The 25,743-nt window shown below is 73.5% G+C and carries 20 protein-coding genes, 1 tRNA gene and 2 pseudogenes; 5 read left to right on the top strand and 18 right to left on the bottom strand.

Annotated features, from left to right (window positions below):
- Nucleotides 1-137 precede the first annotated feature (137 nt).
- Together selA and ACIOWN_RS15735 are read left to right on the top strand one after the other, a co-directional pair.
- Nucleotides 138-1,538: an L-seryl-tRNA(Sec) selenium transferase gene (gene selA / locus ACIOWN_RS15740; RefSeq protein WP_401982481.1), complete on the top strand. Its 1,401-nt coding sequence runs from the start codon at nt 138-140 to the stop codon at nt 1,536-1,538.
- Nucleotides 1,539-1,548: 10 nt separating this feature from the next.
- Nucleotides 1,549-1,968, top strand: a pseudogene (locus ACIOWN_RS15735) (GTP-binding protein); the annotation flags it as partial.
- A 66-nt stretch (nt 1,969-2,034) separates the two neighbouring features.
- Here ACIOWN_RS15735 and ACIOWN_RS15730 read toward each other — a convergent pair.
- The gene (locus ACIOWN_RS15730) at nt 2,035-2,538 is read right to left on the bottom strand and encodes a hypothetical protein (RefSeq protein WP_362356248.1); all 504 of its coding nucleotides are present in this window, start codon (nt 2,536-2,538) and stop codon (nt 2,035-2,037) included.
- A gap of 162 nt (nt 2,539-2,700) precedes the next feature.
- Here ACIOWN_RS15730 and ACIOWN_RS15725 point away from each other — a divergent pair.
- Nucleotides 2,701-3,252 (top strand): annotated as a pseudogene (locus ACIOWN_RS15725) (selenocysteine-specific translation elongation factor); the annotation flags it as partial.
- An 83-nt stretch (nt 3,253-3,335) separates the two neighbouring features.
- Here ACIOWN_RS15725 and ACIOWN_RS15720 read toward each other — a convergent pair.
- Nucleotides 3,336-3,428: transfer RNA gene (locus tag ACIOWN_RS15720), tRNA-Sec, on the bottom strand.
- 109 nt (nt 3,429-3,537) lie between these two features.
- Here ACIOWN_RS15720 and selD point away from each other — a divergent pair.
- Nucleotides 3,538-4,560 (top strand): selenide, water dikinase SelD, encoded by a 1,023-nt coding sequence (selD, locus tag ACIOWN_RS15715; RefSeq protein WP_362356246.1) that lies wholly within the window; start codon nt 3,538-3,540, stop codon nt 4,558-4,560.
- Nucleotides 4,561-4,579: 19 nt separating this feature from the next.
- Here the strand turns inward: selD and fdh are convergent, their stop codons facing one another.
- From fdh to ACIOWN_RS15635, 16 genes are all read right to left on the bottom strand, one after another.
- On the bottom strand, nt 4,580-7,840 hold the full coding sequence (gene fdh, locus ACIOWN_RS15710) for a formate dehydrogenase (RefSeq protein ID WP_362356244.1): 3,261 nt from the start codon (nt 7,838-7,840) through the stop codon (nt 4,580-4,582).
- 36 nt (nt 7,841-7,876) lie between these two features.
- Complete coding sequence (locus tag ACIOWN_RS15705; protein WP_362356242.1) at nt 7,877-8,701, bottom strand: hemerythrin domain-containing protein; 825 nt, start codon at nt 8,699-8,701, stop codon at nt 7,877-7,879.
- 101 nt (nt 8,702-8,802) lie between these two features.
- Nucleotides 8,803-9,834, bottom strand: coding sequence for an NrfD/PsrC family molybdoenzyme membrane anchor subunit (nrfD, locus tag ACIOWN_RS15700; RefSeq protein ID WP_362356240.1), 1,032 nt, complete (start codon nt 9,832-9,834; stop codon nt 8,803-8,805).
- Nucleotides 9,831-10,859 carry a 4Fe-4S dicluster domain-containing protein gene (locus ACIOWN_RS15695; protein WP_362356238.1) on the bottom strand — a complete coding sequence of 343 codons (1,029 nt, stop codon included), beginning with the start codon at nt 10,857-10,859 and terminating at the stop codon, nt 9,831-9,833. Before ACIOWN_RS15695 ends, nrfD begins: the two co-directional genes overlap by 4 nt.
- 314 nt (nt 10,860-11,173) lie before the next feature.
- Entirely contained in the window at nt 11,174-11,566 is a 393-nt protein-coding gene (locus ACIOWN_RS15690; protein ID WP_362356236.1) for a hypothetical protein, read from the bottom strand.
- Nucleotides 11,567-11,645: 79 nt separating this feature from the next.
- Complete coding sequence (locus tag ACIOWN_RS15685) at nt 11,646-13,982, bottom strand: prolyl oligopeptidase family serine peptidase (protein ID WP_401982479.1); 2,337 nt, start codon at nt 13,980-13,982, stop codon at nt 11,646-11,648.
- A complete protein-coding gene (locus ACIOWN_RS15680) occupies nt 13,955-15,739 on the bottom strand; it encodes an N-acetylglutaminylglutamine amidotransferase (protein WP_401982477.1) in 1,785 nt (594 codons plus the stop codon). Before ACIOWN_RS15680 ends, ACIOWN_RS15685 begins: the two co-directional genes overlap by 28 nt.
- Nucleotides 15,739-15,879: a hypothetical protein gene (locus ACIOWN_RS15675; protein WP_362356232.1), complete on the bottom strand. Its 141-nt coding sequence runs from the start codon at nt 15,877-15,879 to the stop codon at nt 15,739-15,741. Before ACIOWN_RS15675 ends, ACIOWN_RS15680 begins: the two co-directional genes overlap by 1 nt.
- 82 nt (nt 15,880-15,961) lie before the next feature.
- Nucleotides 15,962-17,122 (bottom strand): glutamate--cysteine ligase, encoded by a 1,161-nt coding sequence (locus ACIOWN_RS15670; RefSeq protein WP_362356230.1) that lies wholly within the window; start codon nt 17,120-17,122, stop codon nt 15,962-15,964.
- A gap of 144 nt (nt 17,123-17,266) precedes the next feature.
- Nucleotides 17,267-17,740: a hypothetical protein gene (locus ACIOWN_RS15665; protein ID WP_362356228.1), complete on the bottom strand. Its 474-nt coding sequence runs from the start codon at nt 17,738-17,740 to the stop codon at nt 17,267-17,269.
- Between the two features lie 40 nt (nt 17,741-17,780).
- Nucleotides 17,781-17,999: a hypothetical protein gene (locus tag ACIOWN_RS15660; RefSeq protein ID WP_362356226.1), complete on the bottom strand. Its 219-nt coding sequence runs from the start codon at nt 17,997-17,999 to the stop codon at nt 17,781-17,783.
- A gap of 94 nt (nt 18,000-18,093) precedes the next feature.
- A complete protein-coding gene (locus tag ACIOWN_RS15655) occupies nt 18,094-19,332 on the bottom strand; it encodes a cytochrome P450 (protein WP_401982476.1) in 1,239 nt (412 codons plus the stop codon).
- Between the two features lie 64 nt (nt 19,333-19,396).
- Nucleotides 19,397-20,791, bottom strand: a complete 1,395-nt coding sequence (locus tag ACIOWN_RS15650; RefSeq protein WP_401982474.1) for an NAD(P)/FAD-dependent oxidoreductase — start codon at nt 20,789-20,791, stop codon at nt 19,397-19,399.
- Nucleotides 20,781-21,023: a ferredoxin gene (locus ACIOWN_RS15645; protein ID WP_362356220.1), complete on the bottom strand. Its 243-nt coding sequence runs from the start codon at nt 21,021-21,023 to the stop codon at nt 20,781-20,783. Before ACIOWN_RS15645 ends, ACIOWN_RS15650 begins: the two co-directional genes overlap by 11 nt.
- A 184-nt stretch (nt 21,024-21,207) precedes the next feature.
- Nucleotides 21,208-21,348: a hypothetical protein gene (locus ACIOWN_RS15640; RefSeq protein ID WP_401982473.1), complete on the bottom strand. Its 141-nt coding sequence runs from the start codon at nt 21,346-21,348 to the stop codon at nt 21,208-21,210.
- 94 nt (nt 21,349-21,442) lie between these two features.
- The gene (locus ACIOWN_RS15635; RefSeq protein WP_362358030.1) at nt 21,443-23,122 is read right to left on the bottom strand and encodes a multicopper oxidase family protein; all 1,680 of its coding nucleotides are present in this window, start codon (nt 23,120-23,122) and stop codon (nt 21,443-21,445) included.
- 550 nt (nt 23,123-23,672) lie between these two features.
- On the opposite strand from ACIOWN_RS15635, the gene ACIOWN_RS15630 reads away from it, so the two are divergent.
- Nucleotides 23,673-25,595 (top strand): DUF1996 domain-containing protein, encoded by a 1,923-nt coding sequence (locus tag ACIOWN_RS15630; RefSeq protein ID WP_401982470.1) that lies wholly within the window; start codon nt 23,673-23,675, stop codon nt 25,593-25,595.
- The last annotated feature ends 148 nt before the right edge of the window (nt 25,596-25,743 follow it).

The raw sequence follows: 25,743 nt of genomic DNA, 5'->3' as shown, positions 1-25,743 counted from the left end.
CCCGGAGGCGCGGCCGGGCGGCGCACGTGCGGAAGGCCGACCTGGCGTACGGCGTGTCATGCGGACGACCGCGGGCACTGGGGGACCATGGGCGGACATTGACACCCGCAAGGTCGGTCTGCGGACGGAGAGGCCAGGTGGAGCAGCAGGTCACGGGACAGCGAACGGGCCAGGAGACCGGTACGGACGCCCGCGGCGCCGCCCCGACCGGTCACGGCTCGACCGGTCACGGCCGTGCCGTGGGCGATGCCCGGCGGCGGATTCCCCGTACGGACGCCGTCCTGCGGGACGCGCGCCTGGCGGACGCGGCGGCGCGGCTCGGAGAGGGCCCGGTGAAGGCCGCGGTCCGGCAGGCACAGGAGCGGGCGCGCCAGGGCGCCATCGACCCCGAACAGGTGGCGGACACCGCCGTGGCGCTGCTGCCGCGGTCGGCCGGCGGGCTGCGCCCGGTGATCAACGCGACCGGCGTCCTGCTGCACACCAACCTCGGCCGTGCGTCGCTGTCCGCGGCGGCCCGGCAGGCGGTCCAGGACGCCGCCGGACCCACGGACGTCGAACTCGACCTCCGCACCGGCGTCCGGGCCCGCCGGGGCCGCACCGCCCTGGACGCGCTGCGCGGCCGGGTGCCCTCCGCCGCCGCGGCCCACGTCGTCAACAACGGCGCCGCCGCGCTCGTCCTCGCCGCCACCGCGCTCGCCGCGGGCCGGGAGATCGTCGTCAGCCGAGGCGAGATGGTCGAGATCGGGGACGGCTTCCGGCTGCCGGACCTCCTGGTCTCCACCGGGGCCCGGCTCCGCGAGGTCGGCACCACGAACCGTACGACCGTCCGGGACTACGCCGACGCGATCGGCCCCGACACGGCGTTCGTCCTCAAGGTCCACCCCTCCAACTTCCGTATCACGGGCTTCACCCGGGCCGCCGGGATCCGCGATCTGTCGGCACTGGGCGTGCCGGTGGTGGCCGACATCGGCTCCGGACTGCTCGCCCCCCATCCGCTGCTGCCCGAGGAGCCCGACGCGGAGACCCAGTTGCGGTCCGGCGCGGCACTGGTGACGGCAAGCGGCGACAAACTGCTCGGCGGCCCCCAGTGCGGGCTGCTCCTCGGCGACGCGGAACTCCTGCGCGTCCTCACCCGGCACCCCCTGGCCCGCGCCCTGCGGGTGGACAAGCTCACCCTGGCCGCGCTGGAGGCGACCCTGACGGGCCCGCGGACCCCGACGGCGGAGTTCCTGACCGCCGACGAGGCCGCACTCATGCGGCGGGCCGAACACCTCGCCGCCGAGCTGGGCGCCGCCGGGGTCGAGGACGTCCGGGCCGTCGCCGGGACCGCCACCGTCGGCGGCGGCGGGGCGCCGGGCGTGACGCTGCCCAGCGCGGCGCTGTCCCTGCCGGAGTCGTACGCCGCCGTCCTGCGCACCGGGGAGGTCCCCGTGGTGGGGCGCCTGGAGGCCGGACGGTGCCTGCTGGACCTGCGCGCGGTGCCGCCCGCAGACGACGAACGCCTCACCGGGGCCGTGCGGTCGGCGGCGGAAAGGTAGGTACGACGCCATGCGAGTGCTGGCCACCGCCGGGCATGTCGACCACGGCAAGTCCGCCCTGGTGCGGGCCCTGACCGGGATGGAACCCGACCGCTACGAGGAGGAGCGGCGCCGGGGACTCACCCTCGACCTCGGCTTCGTGTGGACGCCGCCGGACGCCGGGGGTGAACGCCTCGCCTTCGTGGACGTACCGGGCCACGAGCGGTTCGTGGCGACCATGCTGGCCGGAGTGGGACCGGTGCCCGCCGTGCTGTTCGTGGTCGCCGCCGACCAGGGCTGGCAGCCGCAGTCCGAGGAGCACCTCGCGATCCTCGACGCCCTCGGTGTACGGCACGCCGTGCTCGCCGTGACCCGCAGCGACCTGGCCGACCCCGAGCCGGTGCGCGCCGAGGCCGTCAAGCGGCTGGCCCGGACCTCGCTCGGGACCGTGCCGTCCGTCGCGGTGAGCGCGGTGACCGGTGCCGGACTGGACGAACTGCGCGCCGAACTGGCCCTGCTAACCCGCGCACTGCCCGTACCGCCCGCCGACGCCGACGTACGGCTGTGGCTCGACCGCGCCTTCACCGTGCGCGGCCACGGCACCGTCGTGACCGGCACGCTCGGCGCGGGCACCCTGCGCGTCGGAGACCGGCTGGTGAGCGGGGCCGTCGCGCAACCGCTGAGGGTGCGCGGGCTCCAGTGCCTGCAACAGGACCGGAGGGCCGTCAGCGGGGTGGCGCGGGTCGCGGTCAACGTGCACGGCCCGCTCGCCGGACAACTGCGGCGGGGGAAGGTGCTGTTGGCGCCGGACCGCTGGCTGTTCACCGACCGGATCGACGTCCGTGTCACCGGCGAGCCGGTCGGCGACCTGCCCCGGAACATCGCCCTGCACATCGGCACGGCGGCCGTCGCGGTGAACGTCCGCCCCCTCGGCGAGGACACTGCCCGGCTGACCCTGCGCCCCCCGCTGCCCCTGCGCGTCGGGGACCGGGCCGTCCTGCGCGAACCCGGCGGCGGGCACAGCCCCTGCGGGGTGACCGTGCTCGACGTGTGCCCGCCGGACCTGACCAGGCGGGGCGCCGGGAGGGCCAGGGCCGCCGTACTGTCCACCCTGACGGGCCGCCCCGACGGGGCGGCGGAGCTGCGGCGCCGCGGACTGGTCCGCCGCTCCAACCTACTGGCCATGGGCATCCCCCCGCCCGCCGAACCGGTCACCGGGGACTGGCTGGCCGACGAGGCCCACTGGGCCCGGCTGCGCGAGCGGCTGGCCGCCGCGGTCGAGGAGCACGCACGCCTGCGTCCCATGGAACCGGGGCTGCCGGCCGAAGCGGCCCGGCGCCTGCTGGACCTGCCCGACCGGGCGCTGGTGGACGCCCTCGCCGCGACACCGGGCGAGCCGCGCCTGCTGCGCCGCGACGGACGCCTGTACCGGCCCGACAGCGCCGGACCCACCCTGCCGCCACCGGTGCGCGCCGCCGTCGACGCGGTTCGGCGCGAACTGGAGAAGGCCCCGTTCCGCGCCCCCGAGGCCGATCGCCTCACCGCACTGGGCCTCGACCGCAAGGCCCTGGCCGCGGCGGTCTCCGCCGGCGCCCTGCTGCGGGTGGGCGAGGGAATCGTTCTGCTCCCCGGAGCGGACGCCGAGGCCACCGCGGCACTTTGCCGCCTGCCCCAGCCCTTCACCCTCAGCGAGGCCCGCAAGGCCCTCGACACCACGCGCAGAGTCGCCGTTCCCCTGCTGGAGTACCTCGACACCCACGGCCACACGGAACGAGTCGACGCCCAGCACAGACGCTGCCGAGCGGCCACGGAGCAGAGCGGAGGCGGACGGGAATCGAACCCGCCTGTCCGAGATCCTCGGACACCTCGGTTTTGAAGACCGGGAGGGCCACCAGGCACCCACACGCCTCCACCGGCGGCCAGGCTACCGGAAGGCCGGCGGGGACGGCGCGGGCGCACCGACCGGTCCACAGGGACCGGGAGGGCGCCGGACCATCGAGACAGGAGACAGGAGCCCAGCGTGACCGCCACCCATGAAATTCCCGTACGGCTCACCCAGTTCGCCCATGGTGGCGGCTGTGCCTGCAAGATTCCGCCGGGTGAGCTGGAGGACGTGCTCGGTGGCCTGGCCACGGTGCTGCCGGACACCGGGGACACCCCGCTGCTCGTCGGACTGGCCACCGGGGACGACGCGGCCGTCGTGGCGCTGCCTGCGGGGGGCGGCGCCCCGCAGGCGGTGGTGTCCACCGCCGACTTCTTCACCCCCGTCGTCGACGACCCCTACGACTGGGGACGCATCGCCGCGGCCAACGCCCTGTCGGACGTGTACGCGATGGGCGGCCGCCCCGTCCTCGCGGTCAACCTGCTGGCCTGGCCGCGGGACGTGCTGCCCTTCGAGCTGGCCCGCGAGGTGCTGCGCGGCGGCCTTGAGGTCGCCGCCGAGGCCGGCTGCCACGTGGGCGGCGGGCACAGCGTCGACGACCCCGAACCCAAGTACGGCATGGCCGTCACCGGCCTGGCCGATCCCGCCCGGCTGCTGCGCAACGACGCCGGCCGGCCCGGTCTTCCCCTGACCTTGACCAAACCGCTCGGCCTCGGCGTACTGAACAACCGCCACAAGGCCACCGGCGAGCGGTTCGAGCAGGCCGTGGCCACCATGGTGGCCCTCAACCGGGAAGCCTGCGCCGCCGCCCTGGCCGCCGGGGCCTCCTGCGCCACCGATGTGACGGGCTTCGGCCTCCTGGGCCATCTGCACAAACTCGCCCGCGCCTCGGACGTGACGGCGGTGATCGACACCGCTGCCGTGCCCTACCTGGACGGCGCCCGCGAGGCCGTACGCGACGGCTACGTCAGCGGCGGCACACGGCGCAATCTGGCCTGGGTGGAGCCGTTCACGGACTTCGGCGGCGCCGACGCCGACACCCGCCTCCTGCTGGCAGACGCCCAGACCTCCGGCGGTCTCCTGATCGCAGGCGAGATCCCCGGCCATCCGGTGATCGGTGAACTCGTCCCGCGCGGGGCCCACTCCGTCGTCCTGAGGTGAGCCCCGCACGATCCGCCGGTCAGGGCCGGGTTCCGGTGTGCTCGTCGATGCCCGCCCGCGCCTGGTAGGAGCGGACCAGTTCCACCGCGGCCGGTCCCCTCGGGCGGCGGCCCGGGCGGATGTCGACGCCGAACGCCTTGGCCTCCTGGATGTGCGAGTTGGGGTCGAGGGAGAGGTGCAGCAGTTCGTTGGCCGCGTCGCCGGTGCTGTAGCCGTTCGGGCCCCAGTGGTAGGGCAGACCCACCTGGTGCAGGGTGCGGCCGTGCACCGTGAGCGGCGGTACCCGGTCGGTGACCAGCACCCGTGCCTCGATAACGGCCCGGGCACTGACGATCGTCGCCCAGCCGGTGCGCTCCAGACCGCGCTCGGCGGCCAGCTCCGGCGACACCTCGCAGAAGAACTCCGGTTGCAGCTCCGCCAGGTACGGCAGCCAGCGCGACATGCCGCCCGCCGTGTGGTGCTCGGTGAGCCGGTAGGTGGTGGCCACGAACGGGAACACCTCCGAACCCGGCTCGCCGGCACTGGGCTCGTAACGGTTGTCCGGGCGCGACTGCGTCACGTACCGTGCCGGATTGCGCTGCTGCCCGTACAGGAGGTTCGGGAACGGGGACTCCTGCGGCTCGTAGTGCGCCGGCAGCGGCCCGTCCGTGAGCCCGGACGGCACGTACAGCCAGGCCTTGCCGTCGGCCTGCATCACGAAGGGGTCGATGCCCGACAGGGCCTGGGGGCCGGTCGCGTCCGGCGGCGGCCGGTGGTGCGGCGACTTCTCCTTGGCGAAGTCGGCGATGTCGTGGCCGGTCCACTGGGCCTCGTCCTCGTCCCACCACACCAGCGCCTTGCGCTCGCTCCACGGCTTGCCGTCGGGGTCGGCCGAGGCCCGGTTGTACAGGATCCGGCGGTTGGCGGGCCACGCCCAGCCCCACTGGTTGGCGACCCAGTTCTGCTCCTTGCCCGGCTTGCGGCGAGCGGCCTGGTTGACGCCGTCGGCGTACACACCGCAGTAGATCCAGCAGCCGCACGCGGTGGAACCGTCCGGGGTCAGCTGCTCGTAGGACGCGAGCGGCCGGCCCTCGGCGTCGAACCCGTTGATCTCGGCGAGCACCGCCTCCGCCTCGGGCTCGGCGGTCTCGCCCTTCGTGGGGTAGTCCCAGGTCAGGTCGAGCACCGGCCGGTCCATCGGGTCGGCCGAACCGGCGAGCTTGCGCCGGATGATCCGGCCGAGGTGGAAGGTGAACCACAGGTCGCTGCGCGCCTCGCCGGGCGGTTCGACGGCCTGGTGGTGCCACTGCAGCAGCCGCTGGGTGTTGGTGAAACTGCCGTCCTTCTCGGTGTGCGCGGCGGCCGGCAGGAAGAACACCTCGGTGCGGATGTCCTCCGTGCGCATCTCCCCGCTCTCGATCTCCGGGCCGTCCTTCCACCAGGTGGCCGACTCGATGAGGGAGAAGTCGCGAACCACCAGCCAGTCCAGGTTGGCCATGCCCAGCCGCTGCGTCTTGGCGTTGGCGGAGCCCACCGCGGGGTTCTCGCCCAGCAGGAAGTAGCCCTTGCAGACGCCGTCCACCTGGGCCATCACCGTCTCGTAGGTCGAGTGGGAGCCCGTGAGCCGTGGCAGGTAGTCGAAGCAGAAGTCGTTGTCGGGCGTCGCCGCCTCACCCCAGTACGCCTTGAGCAGGCTCACCAGGTAGGAGCGCATGTTGCCCCAGTAGCCGTTGCGCGCCGCCTCGGCGTTCACGAAGGCGTCCAGGTCCTCGTTCTTGTGCGCGTGCGGCATGGGGATGTACCCGGGCAGCAGGTTGAACAGGGTGGGGATGTCCGTCGACCCCTGGATCGACGCGTGTCCGCGCAGGGCCATGATGCCGCCGCCCGGCCGGCCGATGTTGCCGAGCAGGGTCTGCAGCACGGCGGCGGCGCGGATGTACTGCACGCCCACGGTGTGCTGGGTCCACCCCACCGCGTACGCGAACGCCGTCGTCCGGTCCCGCCCGGAGTTCTCCGTGACCAGTTCGCACACCTGCCGGAACAGGTCCTGCGGCACCCCGCAGATCCTTTCCACCATGTCGGGCGTGTAGCGGGCGTAGTGCCGCCTGAGCACCTGGAACACGCACCGCGGATCGGTCATCGACTCGTCCCGCTCGGGTTCGCCCACGCCGATGGCCGCGCCGCCCGACCCGTGGGCCTCGCCGCGCGCGGCCTCGGTCAGCGACCCTGCGCCGCCGGAGCGCTTCTCGTACTCCTGGTCGCGCGATCCGGAGGCCGCCTGCACCTCGCTGCCCCGGTACTGCCACGTGCTGTTGTCGTAGCTGCCGGTCTCGGGGTCGAGGCCGGAGAAGACGCCGTCGAGGTCCTCGGTGTCCTGGAAGTCCTCGCTCAGCAGCACGGGCCCGTTGGTGTAGGCCACGACGTAGTCACGGAAGTACTTGTCGTTGCTCAGGACGTAGTTGATGATCCCGCCGAGGAAGGCGATGTCCGAGCCGGCGCGCAGCGGCACGTGCACGTCGGCCAGCGCGCTGGTGCGGGTGAACCGCGGGTCGACGTGGATCAGCTTCGCGCCCCGGGCCTTCGCCTCCATCACCCACTGGAACCCGACCGGATGGCACTCGGCCATGTTGGAGCCCTGGATGACGATGCAGTCCGAGTTCTGCAGGTCCTGCTGGAAGGTGGTCGCGCCGCCGCGGCCGAACGAGGTTCCCAGACTGGGAACGGTGGAGGAGTGTCAAATACGGGCCTGGTTCTCGATCTGGATCGCGCCCAGCGCCGTGAAGAGTTTCTTGATCAGATAGTTTTCTTCGTTGTCCAGCGTCGCCCCGCCCAGGCTGGCGATGCCCATCGTGCGCCGGGTGCGGGTGTCGTCGACCTCCCACTCCCAGCCGGTGCGACGGGCCTCGATCACCCGGTCGGCGATCATGTCCATCGCCGTGTCGAGGTCGAGCCGTTCCCACCGGGTGCCGTGCGGGCGCCGGTGGAGCACGTAGTGCTCACGGGCGCTGCCGGTGGTGAGCTGAAGGCTGGCCGCGCCCTTGGGGCAGAGCCTGCCGCGGGAGATGGGGGAGTCCGGGTCGCCCTCGATCTGGGTGACCCGCTCGTCCTCGACGTAGACGTTCTGGCCGCAGCCGACGGCGCAGTACGGGCAGATCGACTTCACCACCCGGTCGGCGGAGGCGACCCGCGGAGTGAGCCGTGCGCTGGGCCCGCTCCTGGCGGCCGCCCCGCGGCCCAGGGGATCGGTGCCCTTGAGCTGGCGGTAGACCGGCCAGGAGTCGATCCATGTGCGTACACCCATGAGAGGGATCCCTTCCGGTGCTGCTGCTCGGTGCCGTCAGTCCTGCCGTCCGTGCGGGTGCGGCACGGACGGCGCGCTCTGCCAGGTCCCGACGACGTCGGCTCCCAGTCGCTCGCGGTCCTCCTGCGGAAGATTCTCCCGCAGCCGGGCGAAGACGGCATCCTCGAACGCCACATGCCGGCGCACCTGGCTCTCCAGCCGTTCGGTCAGCTCGTCGAACTCCTCGCTGTCCGGGGAGGTGCCCCGGAGGGCCGCCAGCGTGCCGATGACCTCGTTCTCCTGATCGACTGCCTGGGCGGCCAGCCGGTCACCGGCGCCGAGCGCCCCACGCACGGCCGGCCACAGATGGCGCTGTTCGGCCGGTTCGTGACTCTCCAGCGCCTGCGCGATCAGGGCGACCACGGACTCCCGGCGCGCCAGGTCGGCCCCGGTGCCGCCCTTCGTCACCCCGGGAAGCGCCTTCAACTGCTTCAGCAGGCCGGTGACACGGTCGTGGTCACGGGTCAGCACGGCTGTCAGCTCGTGCACGTCACCGGGTGCGCGCTCGCCCTTCGGACGGGCGCTCCACTGCTCGGCGGCCTGCCGCATCCAGCGGTCGGTGACGGCCCTGCGCCGCAGCCACCGTCGCGTCCCGTCGTTGCCGGTGGTGTTCTCGGCGGGCGGGTCGGCGAGGTGCCGGGTGGACTCCTGGGGCATACCGGCACGGTGCTGCTCGGCCGTGGTGAGGGTGTCGCCGCCGTCGGCGGGCAACCCCGTGGCGATCAGGAAGGCCTGACCGGCGGGCACCCCCAGCCGGTGTCCGGCCTCCTCGTAGTCGAGGCCGTCCGCCAGCAGGCGCTGCACCTGACTGCGGCTGGGCATGGGCCTGGTCTCCTTCCGGTCCGGTCGGGTCGCCGCACCGAAGTACCCGGTCCGTACGGCGTGAAACAGCCCGCCGCGTGCCGGGCCGTCAGTCCATGCCGTCAGTCCGCGCCGGCGGTCCGGAGGCGCTCCCGTTGCGGTACGACCGTGTACTTGGGGTCCTCCGCCGAGGCCACCCCCGCGTGGAACACGCCGAACCTGAGCGCGGCGGAGCCGGACAGCAGGGCCAGCCCGGCCGCCACGGCCGGCGCGCGGCCACCCCGGCGCCGCCCCGCGACCGCCGCCAGCGCGGTGCCGCCCGCCGTGAGCAGCTCCGCCGCCCGCAGCAGACGCCTGGCATCGCCCTGCTCGAACGGCTCGGCGGCCAGGCCCATCCGGCGCTTCATCAGCTGGAAGGAGCCCATCTCCAGCCCGGCCGCCAGCACCGCCATACGGTGCGCGGGCCCCGCCTGCTCCGCCGGCACGAGGGCCAGCGCCAGCCCGGCGGCCGCACTGGCGCCGGAACCGGCGAACACGAAGGGCATCTCCCGGTAGCCCTCGTGCCACGACGGCACCGCCGTGTCGGAGATCAGTACGGCGGTGTAGGTGGCGACCGCCGGACCCAGCACGGCGGCACCCGCCGTCGCACCGGCGCCCAGCAGGCGGTAGCGCCGGGCGACATCGGTGGCGGCGGCGACCACCGTCAGCGGCGCGTACCCGGCCAGCAGCCAGGAGCCCACGCTCATCGGCGAGGTCGGCTTGAAGACGCGCAGCATGTTGACGAAACGGGCGGGCCGCCCGAGGTCGTGCACGAGCGCCACCAGCGAGGCGGAGATCGCGCCCGCCGCACCCAGCTTCGCCGTCCGGGCCAGCGCCGGCCGCCCCGTGGCCTGCGCCCCCGCCGCCAGCAGCGACGACCCCCCTGCGAGACCGCCGAGGAAGAGGTAGCCGGCGATGTCGACGGACTTCCAGGTCGGCCTCTTCAGGACCGGCTTGCCGTAGTAGGAGGAGAACCGGGCCTCCGGGACCATCGACTGCTCGCCGCGTCCGCGGCGACGCCGGTGCCGCCCGTGCCCGGCCGCGCCGTCGGCCGGGGCGTCCCGGCCGGGCCGCGCCCCCTTCACACCCTCACGGGTGACGTCGGACTCGCTCACCGTGGCCTCCTGACGAAAGCGGCGACGCCCAGAGCCGCGAGCGACACGGCCGCGGTCGCCGCGTGCTTCCACATCGCGGGCAGATCCCGGGTGGTGACCACCGGGTCGGGCGGCAGGCCGTACACCTCGGGCTCGTCGAGCAGCAGGAAGAACGCGCCGTCGCCGCCCACCCCGTCGTCCGGGCTCTCCCCGTACAGCCGGGCGTCGGTGACACCGGCCGCGTGGAGCTGCGCCACCCGCGCGGCCGCCCGCTCACGCAGCTCGTCCAGCGGGCCGAACTGGATGGAGTCGGTGGGGCACGACTTGGCGCAGGCCGGCTCCATGCCGACGCCGAGCCGGTCGTAGCACAGGGTGCACTTCCAGACCCGGCCGTCCTCCTTGCGCTGGTCGATGACCCCGTACGGGCAGGCGGGCACGCAGTAGCCGCAGCCGTTGCACACGTCCTGCTGGACCACGACGGTCCCGAACTCGGTGCGGAACAGCGCACCGGTGGGACACACGTCGAGGCAGGCCGCGTGGGTGCAGTGCTTGCACACGTCGGACGACATCAGCCAGCGCAGCTCGGTCCGCCCGTCGGGTGACACCGGGGAGATCGCGTCGGCCGGCGCGCCGGCCGGGGGCGAGTCCGGCGCGGTGGAGGGCGTGGAACCGAGCTGCCGGGCCGCCTCGAACGCGTCGAAACCGCCGCCGCCCGCCCCCGGTTCCCGACCGCCGCCCAGCGGCCTGCGCTGCTCGATGAAGGCCACGTGCCGCCAGGTGTCGGCGCCGAGCCCCTGGGTGTTGTCGTAGGACATGCCGGTCAGCTCGAGGCCGTCCTCCGGCACGGCGTTCCACTCCTTGCACGCCACCTCGCAGGCCTTGCAGCCGATGCACACGGAGGTGTCGGTGAAGAAGCCCATCCGGGGCGGGGCGTCGGAGTATCCGGACGCCTGCGCCACGTCCGGCAGCGGACCGAACCACAGGTTCCGTGACGCCGGCGGGTCGCCGCCCGTCGCGTTCAGCGCCGTCGTGTTGCCGTCGGTCATGTCCGGACCTCCTCGCTCAGCTCAGCAGGCAGGGCGATCGCTCGTCGGCCGCGCGGACCATCCGCTCGGCGCGCGCGGGCGGCCGGGTCGATGCGTGCCCGTCAGCCACCGCCACGCCGTGCCCGCCTTTCTGCTGCCGCGTGAAGCCCGCACTACGGTGCTCGTCTCGAGCCTGGCACGGGTGCCCGGACCGCGCGCGCCCGAAACCGTGCCCGGAGGAGACCGCCGGCCGGGGCACCGGCCTGCCGCGCGACGTACGACGTTCGATTCGACCTGGCCACGGTGGCCGTCCTGCCGTCCCTGCCGCCATGCGCTCAGGGCGGCGTCTGCCGGCGCCGGCGTGCGGTGTGCCACGCGACGGCACGGCGGATCTCCGGCTCGTGCAGCCCCGTACGGCGGCCGAGTTCCTCCAGCGTGGTGACCTGGGTGCCGGCGCCGAAAGCACGGACGATCTTGGCGGCCCACAGTTCCTCCGCCACGAAGTCACGGCGCCGGTACTCGTCCTGGACGGCCGCGAAGTGCGCGTCACCGCACGCGGTGACGCGGCGCAGGCCGTCGAACCAGTCGTTGGTGGGATGGACGCAGGAGGAGTCGGGAACCCAACCGCGTACGGCCTCGTCCTCCGGGAAGGTCGCGCCGCACAGGTCGCACAGCTCCAGCGGCAGGGGTTCGCCGGGCCGCCGTATGTGCCTACCGCGCTTCCGCATCGCATCTCACTCCCCGTCGTGACTCAAGGCCCCGAGGAAGAGGGGTTGCCGCGGTCGCCGTATGCCGAAACGTCCCGGTTCAGCCGGACAGGTGACGCTGGATCCAGTCGGCGGCGGTCCTGCGGAAGGCACGGCGGTTGTCCGCACGCCGGAAGTCGTGGCCGTCGTCGCGCAGGACGAGGAGTTCCGCCTCCACCCCGCGTTCCCGGGCCGCTCGTACGAACTGCTCGGACTCGCCGGGCGGCACGTTGGTGTCGTGTTCGCCGTGCACGGCCAGCACCGGGACGCGCAGCGCGTCGACGCGGCTCATCGGGGACAGCGCGCGCAGCAGCTCACGGTCGCGTTCCGGATGCCCGTACTTGTGCGCGGCCGACCGGGCAAGCCACGGCTCGGTGCCCGCGAAGAACGTCGCGAAGTCCGACATCCCGCACACCGGGACGCCGGTGCGGAACAGCTCCGGATGCCACACGAGGGACGCCATCGTCAGGTAGCCGCCGTAGGAGTGGCCCATCACGGCCAGCCGGAGCGGGTCGGCCAGGCCCTCCAGGAGGACGTGCGCCGCGCAGTCGGCGACGTCCTCGATCGCGGCGAACCTGCCCCTGCCGAGATCCGCGTCGACGAAGGAACGGCCGTAACCGGACGAGCCGCGCACGTCGGGGGCGAACACGTCCAGTCCCCGGCCCAGCAGCTCGTGGTAGAGCGGGTCGAACACCGGGCGCTCCTGCTCCTCCGGGCCGCCGTGCAGATGCAGGACGCAGGGCGCGGGCTCCCGCGGTGAGCGGCCCGGCGCGCGGTAGTACCAGCCGCCGAGGCCCAGTCCGTCCCGGGCGACGGGACGCACCGGCACCGGCCGTACGGGACGGTGGACGCCGGGGGCGACGACGTCCTCGTCGCGCGAGGACCACGGGGTACGCAGCGCGGCGCCCTGCGGGAGCCACCAGACCCCCGGCCGGCGCAGCGATCCCGACAGCGCCACGACGGGCGCGTCAGGGTCCGCGGTGACGGCCACACGGGTGACGACCTCGTGCGGGAGCGGTACGGCGCGGGACGGTCCGAGGGCCGTCCCGGGCACCGGGACCACCTCCAGCTCGCTGACCCCGCGCACGTTCCAGGCCAGCACGGCGCCGCGGCCGTCGCGGTCCACGGCCAGCAACTCGAGGCCGCTCCCGTCGCGTTGGGCGGCCACCGTCAGGCCGAGGCGACGTCCCCGCCGGTCGAGGGCGACCGCGTACAGGGCGGCGTGCTCACGGTCGTGGTCGCTGCGCAGCCACACCGTACGGGCGTCCGGCGCGAACGCGCCGATCCACGGGTCACCGTCGGCCACGGGCAGCGCGCAGGTCACCCGCAGATCCCGGGTGCGCACCACCAGGGCCTCCCGCCGGGCCCGCGGTCCCCGGCGCACCAGTGCCAGCCGCCCGTCCCTGCTGATGTCGCACACGCGCAGGGTGGCGGCGTCCGGTTCGCTCGCGACCAGTGCGGGGGCGGCCGAGCCGTCCGGGTCGACCAGGTACGCAGACAGGGTCCGGGGCGTGGGTTCGGCCGGGGCCGTGCTGCCGTCGGCGGCGGAGACCGAGTCGACTGCGGTGACGCGAGTCGTCGGCGGCCCGGGCCGGACAGGGGCGCCCAGGAGGGTGGCGCGGCCGTCGCGCGCGGTCCAGCCTTCCGGATGGACCGTCGTGGCGGCGCCGAGGACGAGTGAACCGGAGGAGACGGCACCCGCGCGGGCCTCGACCCCGGCCGGGGCCGGAAAGTACGTGGGGGCCTCGGCGACCGTCACGGCGAGCGCCGAACCGTCGCGCGTCCAGCAGCCGAGGTACGCCGAACTCCCCGGCTCGCCGCCCGCCAGGACCCGCCGCCCGGTGCCGTCGGGGCGTACGCACAACACGCGTGTGTGCCCGCTGCCGCCCGGAGCGGTGGTGTACGCGATCCACCGGCCGTCGGGAGACCAGGCGACCTCGGTCACCGGATCCGGCTCGGTGTCCAGCAGATGCACGTCGTCGCCGTCGACCGGGCCCGCCCACAACTGTGGCACCCCGCCCCGGTCGCAGATGAACGCGACGTTCCGCCCGTCTGGGTCGACGGAGGGGTACCAGCATCCGTGCGAGACGAGCACCCCCGGCACCGCGTCGAGCGGCACCGCCGCGTCCGGCACCGGCACGGCCTCGGGCGCGGCCTGCGCCCCGCCGCGTGCCACCTGTCCGGGAACGGCCGGCGCCGTCGGCGACTGCCCGGCGAGGCCTTCGCGCGGGTGTGGAGCCCACCCCGACGACGGCGTGCGCGCGGGACCCGCCCCGTACTCCGCGTCCGCGGTGCTTCCCTCCCCGGCGGTGCGGAGTAGGTCCACTCCGTGTTCCGCCGTGGGCGGGAGCGCCCCGGGGGGCTCGCCGGTCAGTGGATTCCGTGGGTCTGCAGCCATATCTCCAGCAAAGCAACCTGCCACAGCGCGTTCGCCCCGCGCTTGGTGCGGTGGGCGTCGGGCGCGGCGAGCAACTCGTCGACGTAACTCTGGCGGAACAGGCCGCGGGCCCGCGCCTCGGGGGCGGAGAAGGCCTCGCGGACGCGGAGCAGCACCGGTGCGGCCATGTGCTTGATCGCCGGGACGGGGAAATAGCCCTTGGGCCGGTCGACGACCTCCCGCGGCAGGACTCTGCGGCCCGCCGCCTTCAGGACGCCCTTGCCGCCGTCCGCGAGCTTGAGCCCGGGCGGGCAGGCGGCGGCCAGCTCGACCAGTTCGTGGTCGAGGAACGGCACGCGGGCCTCCAGACCCCAGTCCATGGTCATGTTGTCGACCCGCTTGACCGGGTCGTCGACCATCATCACGTGGGTGTCCAGCCGCAGATCCGCGTCCAGCGCGGTCTCGGCGCCCGGCACGGCCATGTGCGCCCGCACGAAGTCGCCGCAGACGTCGTGGCCGGGCAGCACCGAGGGGTCCAGCATGCGCGCGAGGTCCGCGTGCGGCCGGTCGAAGTACGTCTCGGCGTACGCGTCGGCCGCGCGGTGCCGGGGCACGTCCGCCATCGCCGGGTACCAGTGGTAGCCGGCGAAGACCTCGTCGGCGCCCTGGCCGCTCTGCACGACCTTGACCTCCTTGGCCACCTGCTCGGACAGCAGGTGGAAGGCCACCACGTCGTGGCTGGTCATGGGCTCGCTCATGGCCAGGACGGCGCCTTCGAGGGCCTGCGAGACCCGGTCGGAGGGAACCATCAGCTGGTGGTGGTCGGTGCCGAAGTGCCGTGCCACCAGGTCGGAGTAGTGGAACTCGTCGCCCTCCTCGCCCCCCTCGGACTCGAAGCCGACGCTGAACGTGGCCAGGTCGCACTGCCCCTCCTCGGCCAGCAGCGCCACGATGAGGCTGGAGTCCAGCCCGCCCGACAGGAGCACGCCCACCGGCACGTCGGCGACCATCCGGCGCCGTACGGCCGTGCGCAGCGAGTGAAGGACCGCTTCCGTCCAGTCCTCGTCGCTCAGACCGGCGTACTCGGGGCGGCGCGTGTAGTCCGGCTGCCAGTAGCGGTGGTCGCGGTACGTGCCGTCCGGCTCGACCACCCGGACGGTGGCCGGCGGCAGCTTGCGCACGCCGTTGAGGACGGTGCGGGGCGCGGGCACGGTCGCGTGCCAGCTCAGGTACTGGTGCAGTGCGAAGGGGGCGATGGACGTGTCCACGCCGCCGGCCGCCAGCAGCGCGGGCAGCGAGGAGGCGAACCGGAGCCGTCCGGGCGACTCCGCGAGGTACAGCGGTTTGATGCCCAGCCGGTCGCGGGCCAGGACCACCCGTCCGCTGTCCTGCTCGACGATCACGAAGGCGAACATGCCGGTGAAGTGCTCGACGCAGGAGGTGCCCCACTCGACGTACGCCTTCAGGATCACCTCGGTGTCGGACCCCGAGAGGAACTGATGGCCCAGCGAGGCCAGTTCGCGGCGCAGCTCGCGGTAGTTGTAGACGCATCCGTTGAAGACGCCGACGACGCGCGCCCGGGGGTCGGCCATCGGCTGCGCACCGCTGTCCGTCAGATCGATGATCTTCAGCCGTCGGTGGCCGAGGGCGACGGGCCCCTGCGACCACACCCCGCGGCCGTCCGGCCCGCGGGGGGCGAGCCGGTCGGTCATCCGCTCGACCGCGGCCAGGCCCGGCTGCCGGCCGTCGAACCGGACCTCGCCGCTGAGCCCGCACATCAGACGGACCTCCCTTCCGCGGCGGCCTCGTCGGCCGCCGCGGGGGGTCTGACGCCGGTGCCGGAGGCGCGGGGCACCCCGAGGGAGGCCGGCACGGCCGGGCAGTCGGCGGTGGCTGCGGTGGCGGGGGCGGGTGACATGGCGCTGACCACTCTCCTGGGACGGTCTCGGGCGCCGCCGACAAGGGCGGCACGCGGGTCGGGCCGGGACGAGAAGGGCCCGTCAGGTTCCGGCGCCGGCGGTCGGGCTGGAACGGTGGGCGCGGGCGGGGCGGGCCGGTGGTACCGGGCGCGGCCCGGCGGCGCCGCGGGTCTCGGCGACCATGAGGTCGATGCTGGCGAGGAGGTCCTCCTCCTCGGCCGCCCGCCGCAGCCGGTGCGCGGCACTGCCGAAGGCCAGGGCCCGGGTGAGAAGTTCGTGCACCGCCTCCCGGTCGCCGGACGCCTCCAACGCGGGACGGAGCCGTGTCGCCATGGCGCGCAGCACCTCGTGGGCGGGGGCCGGGCGCCGGGTGACCGGGTCGACCAGCGGGCCCTCCAGGCCCGAGCGGGCGGCCCGCCAGCCGGCGGCCCGCAGCCACTCGTGGTGGCCGTCGCACCGGCCGCCGTCCCCGCGGGCCAGCCGGTCGCAGGCGTCCTGGACCAGTGCCCGGAAGAGGCCCGCGACCAGCACGACCGTCTCCACGCGCGGACAGGCGTCGCAGATCCGCAGCTCCAGCGTGGGCTGGTGCGCGGAGGGCCGTACGTCGTGGTAGATCATGCCGGCGTCGGCGATGACGCCCGAGCGGATCAGCTCCTCCAGGGCGGCGTCGTAGGCGGAGGCGTCGGCGTAGCAGCCGGGTGGTCCGGCGGTCGGCCAGCGCTGCCAGAGCATCGTCCGCCAGCTCGCGTAACCGGTGTCCGCGCCGAGCCAGAACGGCGAACTGGCCGACAGCGCGAGCAGCGGCGGCAGCCACGGCGCGACCAGGCACATGGCGCGTACGGCGGTGTCCCGGTCCGGTATGTCGACGTGCACCTGCGCGCTGCAGATGAGCTGTTCGTCGGCGACCCTGCGGTAGTCGTCGGCCATGCGCCGGTAGCGGCGCCCGGCGGTGATGTTGCCGGAACCGATCCGTGCCAGCGGCACGGTGCCCGCGGCCACCGTGGCCAGGCCCAGCGAGGAGGCCGCCGTGTCCAGCAGCCGCCGCGACCGGGCCAGGTCCGCGAGAAGGGCGTCGAGGGTGTCGTGGACCGAGCTGTTGGCCTCCACGACGGACTGCTGGAGCTCGGTGGTGAAACCGGGCCTGCGTAGCCGGTCCAGTACGGCGCGGGCCCGCGGCACCAGCCGGCCGCTCTCCACGTCCAGCACGTGGAACTCTTCCTCTGCCCCGATGCGCAGCGTCACGTCACGTTCTCCCCTTGCCTGGGCGATCACCCGGCGCTCGCGCCCGGTCCCTCTGGGGACCCGCGGCCCCGGGGACCCCCGAGTGCCCAGACCGGCACCTTCGCAAGCGTCCCGGCCACGGACGAAAAATCCGTGGCGGGGGGATCAGTCCCAGAGGGGATACGTCTCCACGCGTGCGGCGCCTTCCGGGCGGGCCGCCGGGAACTCCAGGCTCAGTCGGGTGAAGTGCCGCAGTTCCGGGCGCTTCTTCCAGGGGGCCGGACTGTCCAGCCGCACGATCACCGGGTAGTCGTGGAACCGTCCGGCCGCGCAGTAGGGCTTGCAGTCGTTGACGAGGTTGTAGCCCCTGGCCGTCGCGGACTGTTCGTTCCACTGCGACCAATGCAGGGCGGACAGGACGCTGTTGCCGTCACCGCAGGCGAGGATGAACGCGCCGGGCCGCTGCCGTGGCTTCCACAGGCAGTCGACCAGCACCGGATGCCCGTCCGTCCGCTTCACGGCGTGCGGCGAGTCCGTACCGTGCGGGGCCGCCGGTGCGGCGGAGGCCGTGGCCGCGCTTGCCGCGAGCAGCCCCGCGGCGCAGAACGCGACCGCTGTCCTCACTGTGTGTCCGCCCATGTCCGCTCCTGGCCGACGACGTCCTGGCTCCTTAAAGACGCTACGGCCGAGTCGGACGACGTACCACTCGTGTGGGGCGAGGCGTACGCGTGTCGAGCGGCGGGTCTTCGTCCGCGCCCTGCTGGCAGGCCGCGCACAGTTCGTGGTGACCGTCATCGGTGACCACGGTTCCCCAGCCCAGGCAGGCCTCGCAGTCACGGGCCGGGCCCAGATCGGGGTGGGGAGGCGGGGTCGCGTTGTGGTCGGCTCCGTACGCCATACCGAGGCGGCTCCTTGGAAGCGGCGGTGGGGGGATGTGGACCATTTTGCCCTATTTCCTAAATCTGTCCAGACTCTTTCCTGGTTCTTGGAAATCACGAACGCACCGAGTCGACAACGATGTTCAGGTGGCGCGGGCCGCGCAGCACCGCGTTCCGCCGGTAGGGCGGCGGGTCCTCCGTCAGGCGGGGGTTGCCCAGACGGCGGGCCAGCTCGGCCAGCGCGAGTTGCGCCTCCCGCCGGGCCAGCGGCGCGCCGAAGCAGATGTGGATGCCGCTGCCGAAGCCGAGGTGCTCGATGTCCTCGCGGTCGGGATCGAACCGGTCGGGATCCGCGAATCGCTCCGGGTCCCGGTTGCCCGCGGCGAGCATCAGCCAGATCCGCGCGCCCCTGGGAATCGTGACCCCGCGCAGCTCGATGTCGGCGACACAGGTGCGCTGCGGCACCAGGTGTACCGGAGGCTCGTAACGCAGCAGTTCCTCCACGATCCTGACGGACAGTGCCGGATCCTCGCGCAGCCGGTGCAGATACTCCGGGTGGCGCAGCAGGGTGAGCATCCCGTTGGTGATGAGGTTGACCGTCGTCTCGTGGCCCGCGATCAGCAGCAGCACCGCCGTGCTGAGCACCTCCATCATCGACATGGTCCCGTCCGTGCCGTGACTGGCCGCGAGGTCGGACAGCAGGTCGTCGCGGGGCTCCCTGGTGCGCTGTTCGACCAGACCGGCCAGGTACATGCCGAGCTGCATCCGGGCCTCCCGCGAGGCACGCTGGAAGTCGTCGTCGGTGCGCTGCCGGGTCTCCGGGTCCAGGGCGGCGACGATCGGGTCCACCCAGGTGCGAAAGCGCGGCTCGTCCTCGCGCGGCACTCCCAGCAGCCGGCAGATCACCGTCACCGGGAAGGGGTGGGCGAACTCGTCGACGAGGTCGATCTGCCGCGCGTCGCCGAAGCCGTCGATGAGCTCGGTGACGATCCCGCCGAGTTCCCCGCTCATGGAGTCGATACGGTCGGGCCGGTGCGGCGGGCCGAAGGAGCTGTTGGCGATCCGCCGCAGCCGGTCGTGCTCGGGCGGGTCGAGCCTGATGAAGCTCGGCGGCAGCCCCGTGGCCTCCGGTCCCGACAGCTCGTCCGCGCCCGCGGCGATGAGGTTGGTGGCGTCCGAGCTGACCCGCGGGTCGTGGAGCAGCCCGAGGATGTCGTAGTACGAGCTGACGGCGTAGGGGCCGTCCTCCTCCTCGTGCAGCACCGGCGTCCTGCGCAGCTCCTCGTAGAGCGGATACGGGTCGGCGCGGTTGGCGTAGTCGGTGATCCGTTGCAGGAGCGGGCCGTGCGTCATGTCGGGTCCTTGGGGCGTGGAGGTCCGGAGAGCCGGGATCCGGGAGGGGAGGCGGGGCGGCGGCTCAGTGGCGGGCCGGCGTGAAGACCAGTTGCCGGTCGACCGGGGAGTAACCGCTGAGGGTCACGGTCGGGCCGTGCGTCGGCAGCGACGGGTCGGGGAAGTCGGCCGGCACCGGCTTGCGGCCCTCGGGCCGGCGGTCCACCGTCGGGAACTCCACCGGGAACGGCGCGCCCGTCTCGATCAGCCGCTGGTAGAACTCCAGCCACCGCGTGTTGTCGAAGCTCACGGCGGCGATCACGCGGCCCTGGTAGCCGTACACCCCGACGAACCGCCGCTCGGTCAGCGACCCCTGGGTGATCATGACCTCCTCGCCCATGGACGGCACGCCGACCGACTTGATGTTCACGCCGAGCTGCGAGGACCAGAAGGCGGGCACCCACATGTGCGGACGCCGGTCGGCGCCGGCGCTGATCATGTTGTGCGCGGCCACCTCGGCCTGGGCGACGGCGTTGCCCCAGTGCTCCAGGGACAGGAACTGGTAGCCGAACAGCGGATGCGGGGAGCGGGCGACGTCGCCCGCGACATAGATGTCGTCGGTGACGATGCCGCGGAAGTCGAAGGCCCGGCAGCCCGCGTCGCACGCGATGCCGCGCGGTCCCGCACCCAGCCCCGAGCCGGCCAGCCAGCCGGTGTTGCGGCTCGCGCCCAGCGAGACCACGACCACGTCCGCCTCGACGGAACCGCCGTCTGACAGGTGCGCGACCCGCACCCGGCCCGTGGCGTCCCCCTCCAGACCGGTCACCATGATCCCGGTGCGCAGGTCCACCCCGTTCTCCCGGTGCAGCTCTGCCGCCACCGCGCCGATCACCCCGCCGAGCGCGCCCACCAGGGGAGCGTCGGCCCGCTCAGCGACCGTGACCGCGATGCCCTGGTCCCGGCAGGCCGAGGCGATCTCCGATCCGGTGAAGCCGGCCCCGATGACCAGCACCCGCCGGGGCGGGCCCTTCATCCGCCGGTGCAGACGGACCGCGTCGTCCCGGGTGCGCAGCACGAACACCCCGTCCAGCTGGGCCTCCTCCTCCTTCGGCCAGGGCCGGGCGTGCACACCGGTCGCGATCAGCAGCCGGTCGTAGGGCACCTCCTCGCCGTCGGCCAGCCACACCCGCCTGGCCGCCATGTCGAGACCGGTCGCCGCGACCCCGAGCCGCCACGTCGCGTCGATGTCCCGGCGCCGGGGCAGCTCGGTGTGGTCCGGGGACGCCTTGCCGAGCAGCACCGCCTTGGACAGCGGGGGACGGTCATACGGCTCGTAGGGCTCGTCACCGATCATGGTGAGCGATCCGGCGAACCCCTCGGCGCGCAGCGTCTCGGCGGCCCGCAGGCCCGCCAGCGAGGCACCCACGATCACGATCCGGCCCTCGCGTCCGAGCCACTCGTGGAACGCCTCAGCGGGCATCGGAGGTCCTCCGCCCGGCGCCGACGGGCGCGCCGGTGCCGGGCAGTCCCTCGGCGGTGATCGCCTGCACCGGGCACGCCGCGACGGCGCGCGCGACCTTCTCCCGCTGCTCCGTGCCGGGCCGCGGGTTGTAGACCAGCGACTCCTCGCCGTGCATGGTGAACACGCCCGGCGCGAGGAACGCGCACTGCGCGTATCCCTGGCACCTGTTGAGATCGACGACAAGCCTCATTGGCGACCCGCCCTTCCGGCGGCCAGGTCCTCGGGAGCCACCCGCTCGGCGGTCACCCTCGGACGGCGGTCATCCCACGCCAGGATCGAAGCCCCGGTGCCCTCCCCGCGCGCCGGGACCCGCCGATGGGGTGACGCCGGCCGCGGGGCGAAGGGGCCGGGACGGGCCGCGGCCCGTCCCGGGCTCACCCGGCCGCCGCGGTGCCGCCGGGAGCCGCCTCACCGGGCCGCCGCAGTGCCGGGTCGTGCTCGGCGGACGCCGGCCGCCCGAGCACCGACGGCGAGCACGTGAAGAGGGCCGCCGTCCGCATCGCGTACCCGGTCATCAGCGGGTACGCGATGCGGACGGCGGCCGAAGTCCCCGGCGGCGGGCCCGCCCGGCCGCGCGCGGTGTCCGCGGCGGCCGGGCGGGCCCGTCGGTCACTTGAGATAGCCGAGGATGGTCATCATTCCCGACTCGGAGTGGTACTGGTTGTGGCAGTGGAGCATCCACAGCCCCGGGTTGTCGGCGTAGAAGTCCACCACCAGCCTGTCCTGCGGCAGCACGATCGCGGTGTCCTTGCGGGGGCCGAGGCCGTCCGGGCCGACGAGGGCGAAGGTGTGGCCGTGCAGGTGCAGCGGGTGCCACATGCCGGTGCGGTTGTGGAACGTGATCCGGACCCGCTCGCCCTGGCGGACCGGATGGCGCTGCTCGACCGAGTACGGCCGGCGGTCGAAGCTCCAGTCGTACCACTTCATGTTGCCGGTCAGCTTGATCTGGATCTCGCGGTCCGGCTCCTCGTCGGGGAATGTCACCGAGTCGTCGGCGGTCAGCTGGTGGGCCATCAGGAGACGCCCGTCCAGCTCGTCGATGTGGACGGAGGGCGGGGGCAGGTCCCTCGACCTTCCGGTGTTCAGCACGGCGAGGGCGCGCGCGTCCTTGCCCTCGGCCAGCGCGACGAGCGGGAACACTCCGTCCTCGGCGGTGATGACGACGTCGTACCGCTCCGCCATGCCGATGAGCAGCGAGTCCGTCGTGATGTGATCGACCGGGTAGCCGTCCGTGTGCGTCACCGTCATCTCGTGGTCGCCCAGCGCGACCCGGTAGGCGGTGTCGGCGCTCGCGTTGATGAACCGCACTCGGATGCGGTCGCCGGGACGGGCCCGGAAGACCGAGGGATCGTGCGGGACGCAGCCGTTGATCAGGTAGTACGGGTAGTCGACGTTGCCGCCCATGCCCTGCAGGATGCGGCTGAGTCCGGCCCGCAGCATGCGGTCGGGACCGTGGGACGAGCCCTGCGGGGCCGAATGCCCGCCGTGGCCCCCGTGGCCCCCGTGGCCCATGTCCATGCCGCCCATGTGCATGCCGCGCGGAACGGGACCCTTGACCTTCTGCAGCTGCGCGAGCACGGCCTCCGGAGTTGAGCCGCCCAGGCCGTCCACCCAGTCGTCCAGGACGACCACCCACTCCCTGTCGTACGACAGCGGCTCCCTGGGGTCGTCGATGATCAGTGGTGCGTACAGACCGCGGTCCAGTTGCATGCCCTCGTGCGAGTGCAGCAGGTAGGTGCCGGGGTGGGACACGACGAAGCGGTAGTTGAACTCCGAGCCGGGCCTGATGGTCCTCTGGGTCAGGTCCGGCACGCCGTCCATGTCGCAGCGCAGCCGCACACCGTGCGAGTGCAGTGTCGTCCCCACCGGCAGGCGGTTGCGAAGCGTGATGTCGAGGATGTCACCCGCGGTGGCCCGGACCAGCTCGCCGGGGATCCCGTCGCCGTACGCCCAGGTCTTCACGGTCTTGCCGGACAGGTCGAACGACGTTTGGCGGGCGGTGAACTTGTACTTGCGCACCGGCCCGCGTCCGCGCCGGTGTTCGGCGGCCAGGACCTCCCGGTCGGACGGGTTCACGTACCCCTTGGGTCCCTTGGGAACGAACGGGCGGAAGCCGTCGACGGCCCCGGGGCCCCGCGCGGACCCCGAGCTCTGCCCCGAGCCCGGCGCGGACCCCGAGTGCGGGCCGGGCTCCGCGCGGGAGCCGGCTCCGGAGCAGGCGGTCAGGAGTCCCGAAGCGGCAGCCGTGACCGAGGCACTGAGCAAGGTGCGCCGCGAGTATGTGTGCATGAGTCGAATAACACACGTTTTGTGGCGATATGTGGGAGAACTGACACGGCGCGTCTGGCGATCTCGGCAACCATTGCCCTGGTGACGGGGTGATACGGGGTGCGGCCCGCGCGGCGACGTGCCGCGGCGGGACATCTGCGCTATGATCGATCTTGAGCGCGTCGCCGGAACTCCCGGTGACCGGCTGTGCGTTGGTGGTCCAAGGAAAGACGCCCCGCTTCCTGCGGGGAGATGCAGGTGCAAGGCCTGCCCGGCGCTCGTGGACGAGCCCCGCTCCCGGCACGGGAGTGGGGCTTTCGTCGTGCCCGCCGAACGGACGTTCGCCCACCTGCCGATCCACGACGCGCCGCCGCTTGGGCGGGCCGCCACCGCCCGCCGCCCGGGTCCGTGAGACGGGGAATCCGCGGGGCGCTTGAACATTCCCGGGCCGAACTCCGTATGGGACGGGGGGGAATCGCATTCCCGGCCGGCCACGACGCGTAGGAGAAGTTCGGTGAGACGCAACACGCGCAGACGACCCACAGGCCCACGGCGCGCCACCATCGGTGCGATGGCGCTCATCCTGGGCGGAGGCGGGCTGATGGTCGCCAACGTGTACGCCTCCGCCACCGAAGACACGTCGGCCGTGCAGTCCGTAGGGGACCGTAAGCAGAGCCCGGCGGCGGGAGGCGCCACGATCGACTGCCCGGACGTCGGCGCCCGGCTGACCGAGGTGCCGGACGAGGCGAAGGCGACCGTCGACGAGCAACTCGCGGTCCTGGACCAGCAGATCGCGAGCGCCTACCAGCGGATGCTGGAAGCGGTGCGGGACGGGCGCATCGACGTCGACGCCGTGGACAAGGGGATCGTGGGCCCGCTCACGCAGGAGCGGACCACGACGATCGGCGGCATCGCCGACGCGATCGAGCGTGTCGGGGAGCGGCCCGACGGGCTCGACGACCTCGCGGCCTGCACCCTGCGCACCCCCGACACCGAGGGCGGCGACGGGCAGACCGGGCAGGAGCAGAGCGGCCAGGACCAGAGCCGGCCGCAGGACGGACAGCAGGAGCCGGAGCAGGGCGCCGGCGACGGCCGGTCCGGCAACGGGCCCGTGGCCGCGGACTACGCGGACATCAACTCCGTGCAGCCCGATGCAGGCAAGCCCCGTGAGGAGGCGGACGCCTCACGCGGCACCTTCGCCTCCAGCTGCGGAGTGAACGCGGGCGGCCTGTTCAACTCGGACAACGTGATCGTCGCCCCCGGCGTCACCAACGGCGCCCACCACTTCCACGACTACATCGGCAACCAGGGCAACAGCGCCTTCGCCAGTGACGAGGACCTGGCGAAGGCCGACACGAGCTGCGTCGACAAGGGCGACAGGTCGACCTACTACTGGCCCGTGCTGCGCCTCCAGGACGGAACCCGTGAGCGGGACGCCGACGCCCCCGGCGGCGGGACCGAGGGCAACACGGGCAAGATCGTTACGCCGAAGCAGGTGACGCTGTCCTTCGAGGGCAGCCCGCGCGGCAAGGTGACGGGGATGCCGCGCTTCCTGCGCATCATCACCGGTGACGCCAAGGCGTTCGTCAACGGCCCCGCCAACGCCAACGCCTCCTGGTCCTGCACCGGGTTCGAGGACCGGCAGCTGAAGGACAAGTACCCGCTCTGCCCCAAGGGCAGCGACGTGGTGCGCACCTTCAGGTTCCAGAGCTGCTGGGACGGCCGGAACGCCGACAGCGCCAACCACCGCACGCACGTGGCGTTCGCCGACGGCGAGGGCAACTGCCCGGAGGGATTCCGGGCGATCCCGCAACTGGTGCAGCGCATCGTCTACGGCGTCGACGCCCCGAGCCTGAACGACGCCGGTGCGACCACCCCGCTGTTCGCCGTGGACTCCTTCCCCGAGCAGCTGCACAAGCCGGGCACGGACCACGGCGACTTCATCAACGTCTTCGACGAGGACCTGATGGGCCGGATGGTCGACTGCATCAACAGTGGCCGCACGTGCGGCGCCGGGGCCGACCAGGGCGCGGAGTCCGGCGCGCAGCCGGAGAAGCCGCAGAAGCCGGAGAAGCCGCAGGCCCCTCAGGAGCCTGAGGAGAAGCCGACGGAGACCTCGGGCGCGCGGCCCGGAGGCGGCGCCGGCGCGGCCGGGGCCGGCAAGGGTGGCGCAGGAGCGGAGAAGTCCGCGGAGCCCACGGGCGGCGCGGTGGAACCCAAGGCCGACACCTCCCGTCAGGCCGGGACGAGCGCCACGGGCGCCGCGACCGGTGGTGAGGTGGGCACGCCCGCCTACACCCCGGCTCCCGGCGGAAACGGCCAGGCGGCGGCCGGCGCACAGACCGAACCGCAGGCTGCACCGCAGACCGAACCGCAGGCCGTCAGGGGCAGCCTGGCCGAGACCGGAGCCAAGCTGTGGCCCGCGGCCGCCGGTGCGGTGCTCGTGACCGCGGGCTTCGTGCTGCTGCGCCGGATCAGGCGCAGCGCCGCCTGAGGACGCCACAGGCCGCGAAGGGGGCGGCGGGGGGGGGCGGCGGGCGGGGCCCCCCCCCCCCCCCCCGGGGGGGGCCGCCCGGGGGGGGGGGGGGCGCGGGGGGGGGGGGTAGTGGGGGGGGGGGTTTTGTGGGAGAGGGTTTGGGGGC

Source organism: Streptomyces sp. NPDC087787, from assembly GCF_044743035.1.
GTDB lineage: Bacteria > Actinomycetota > Actinomycetes > Streptomycetales > Streptomycetaceae > Streptomyces.
This window is presented reverse-complemented; position numbering and strand designations above follow the sequence as displayed.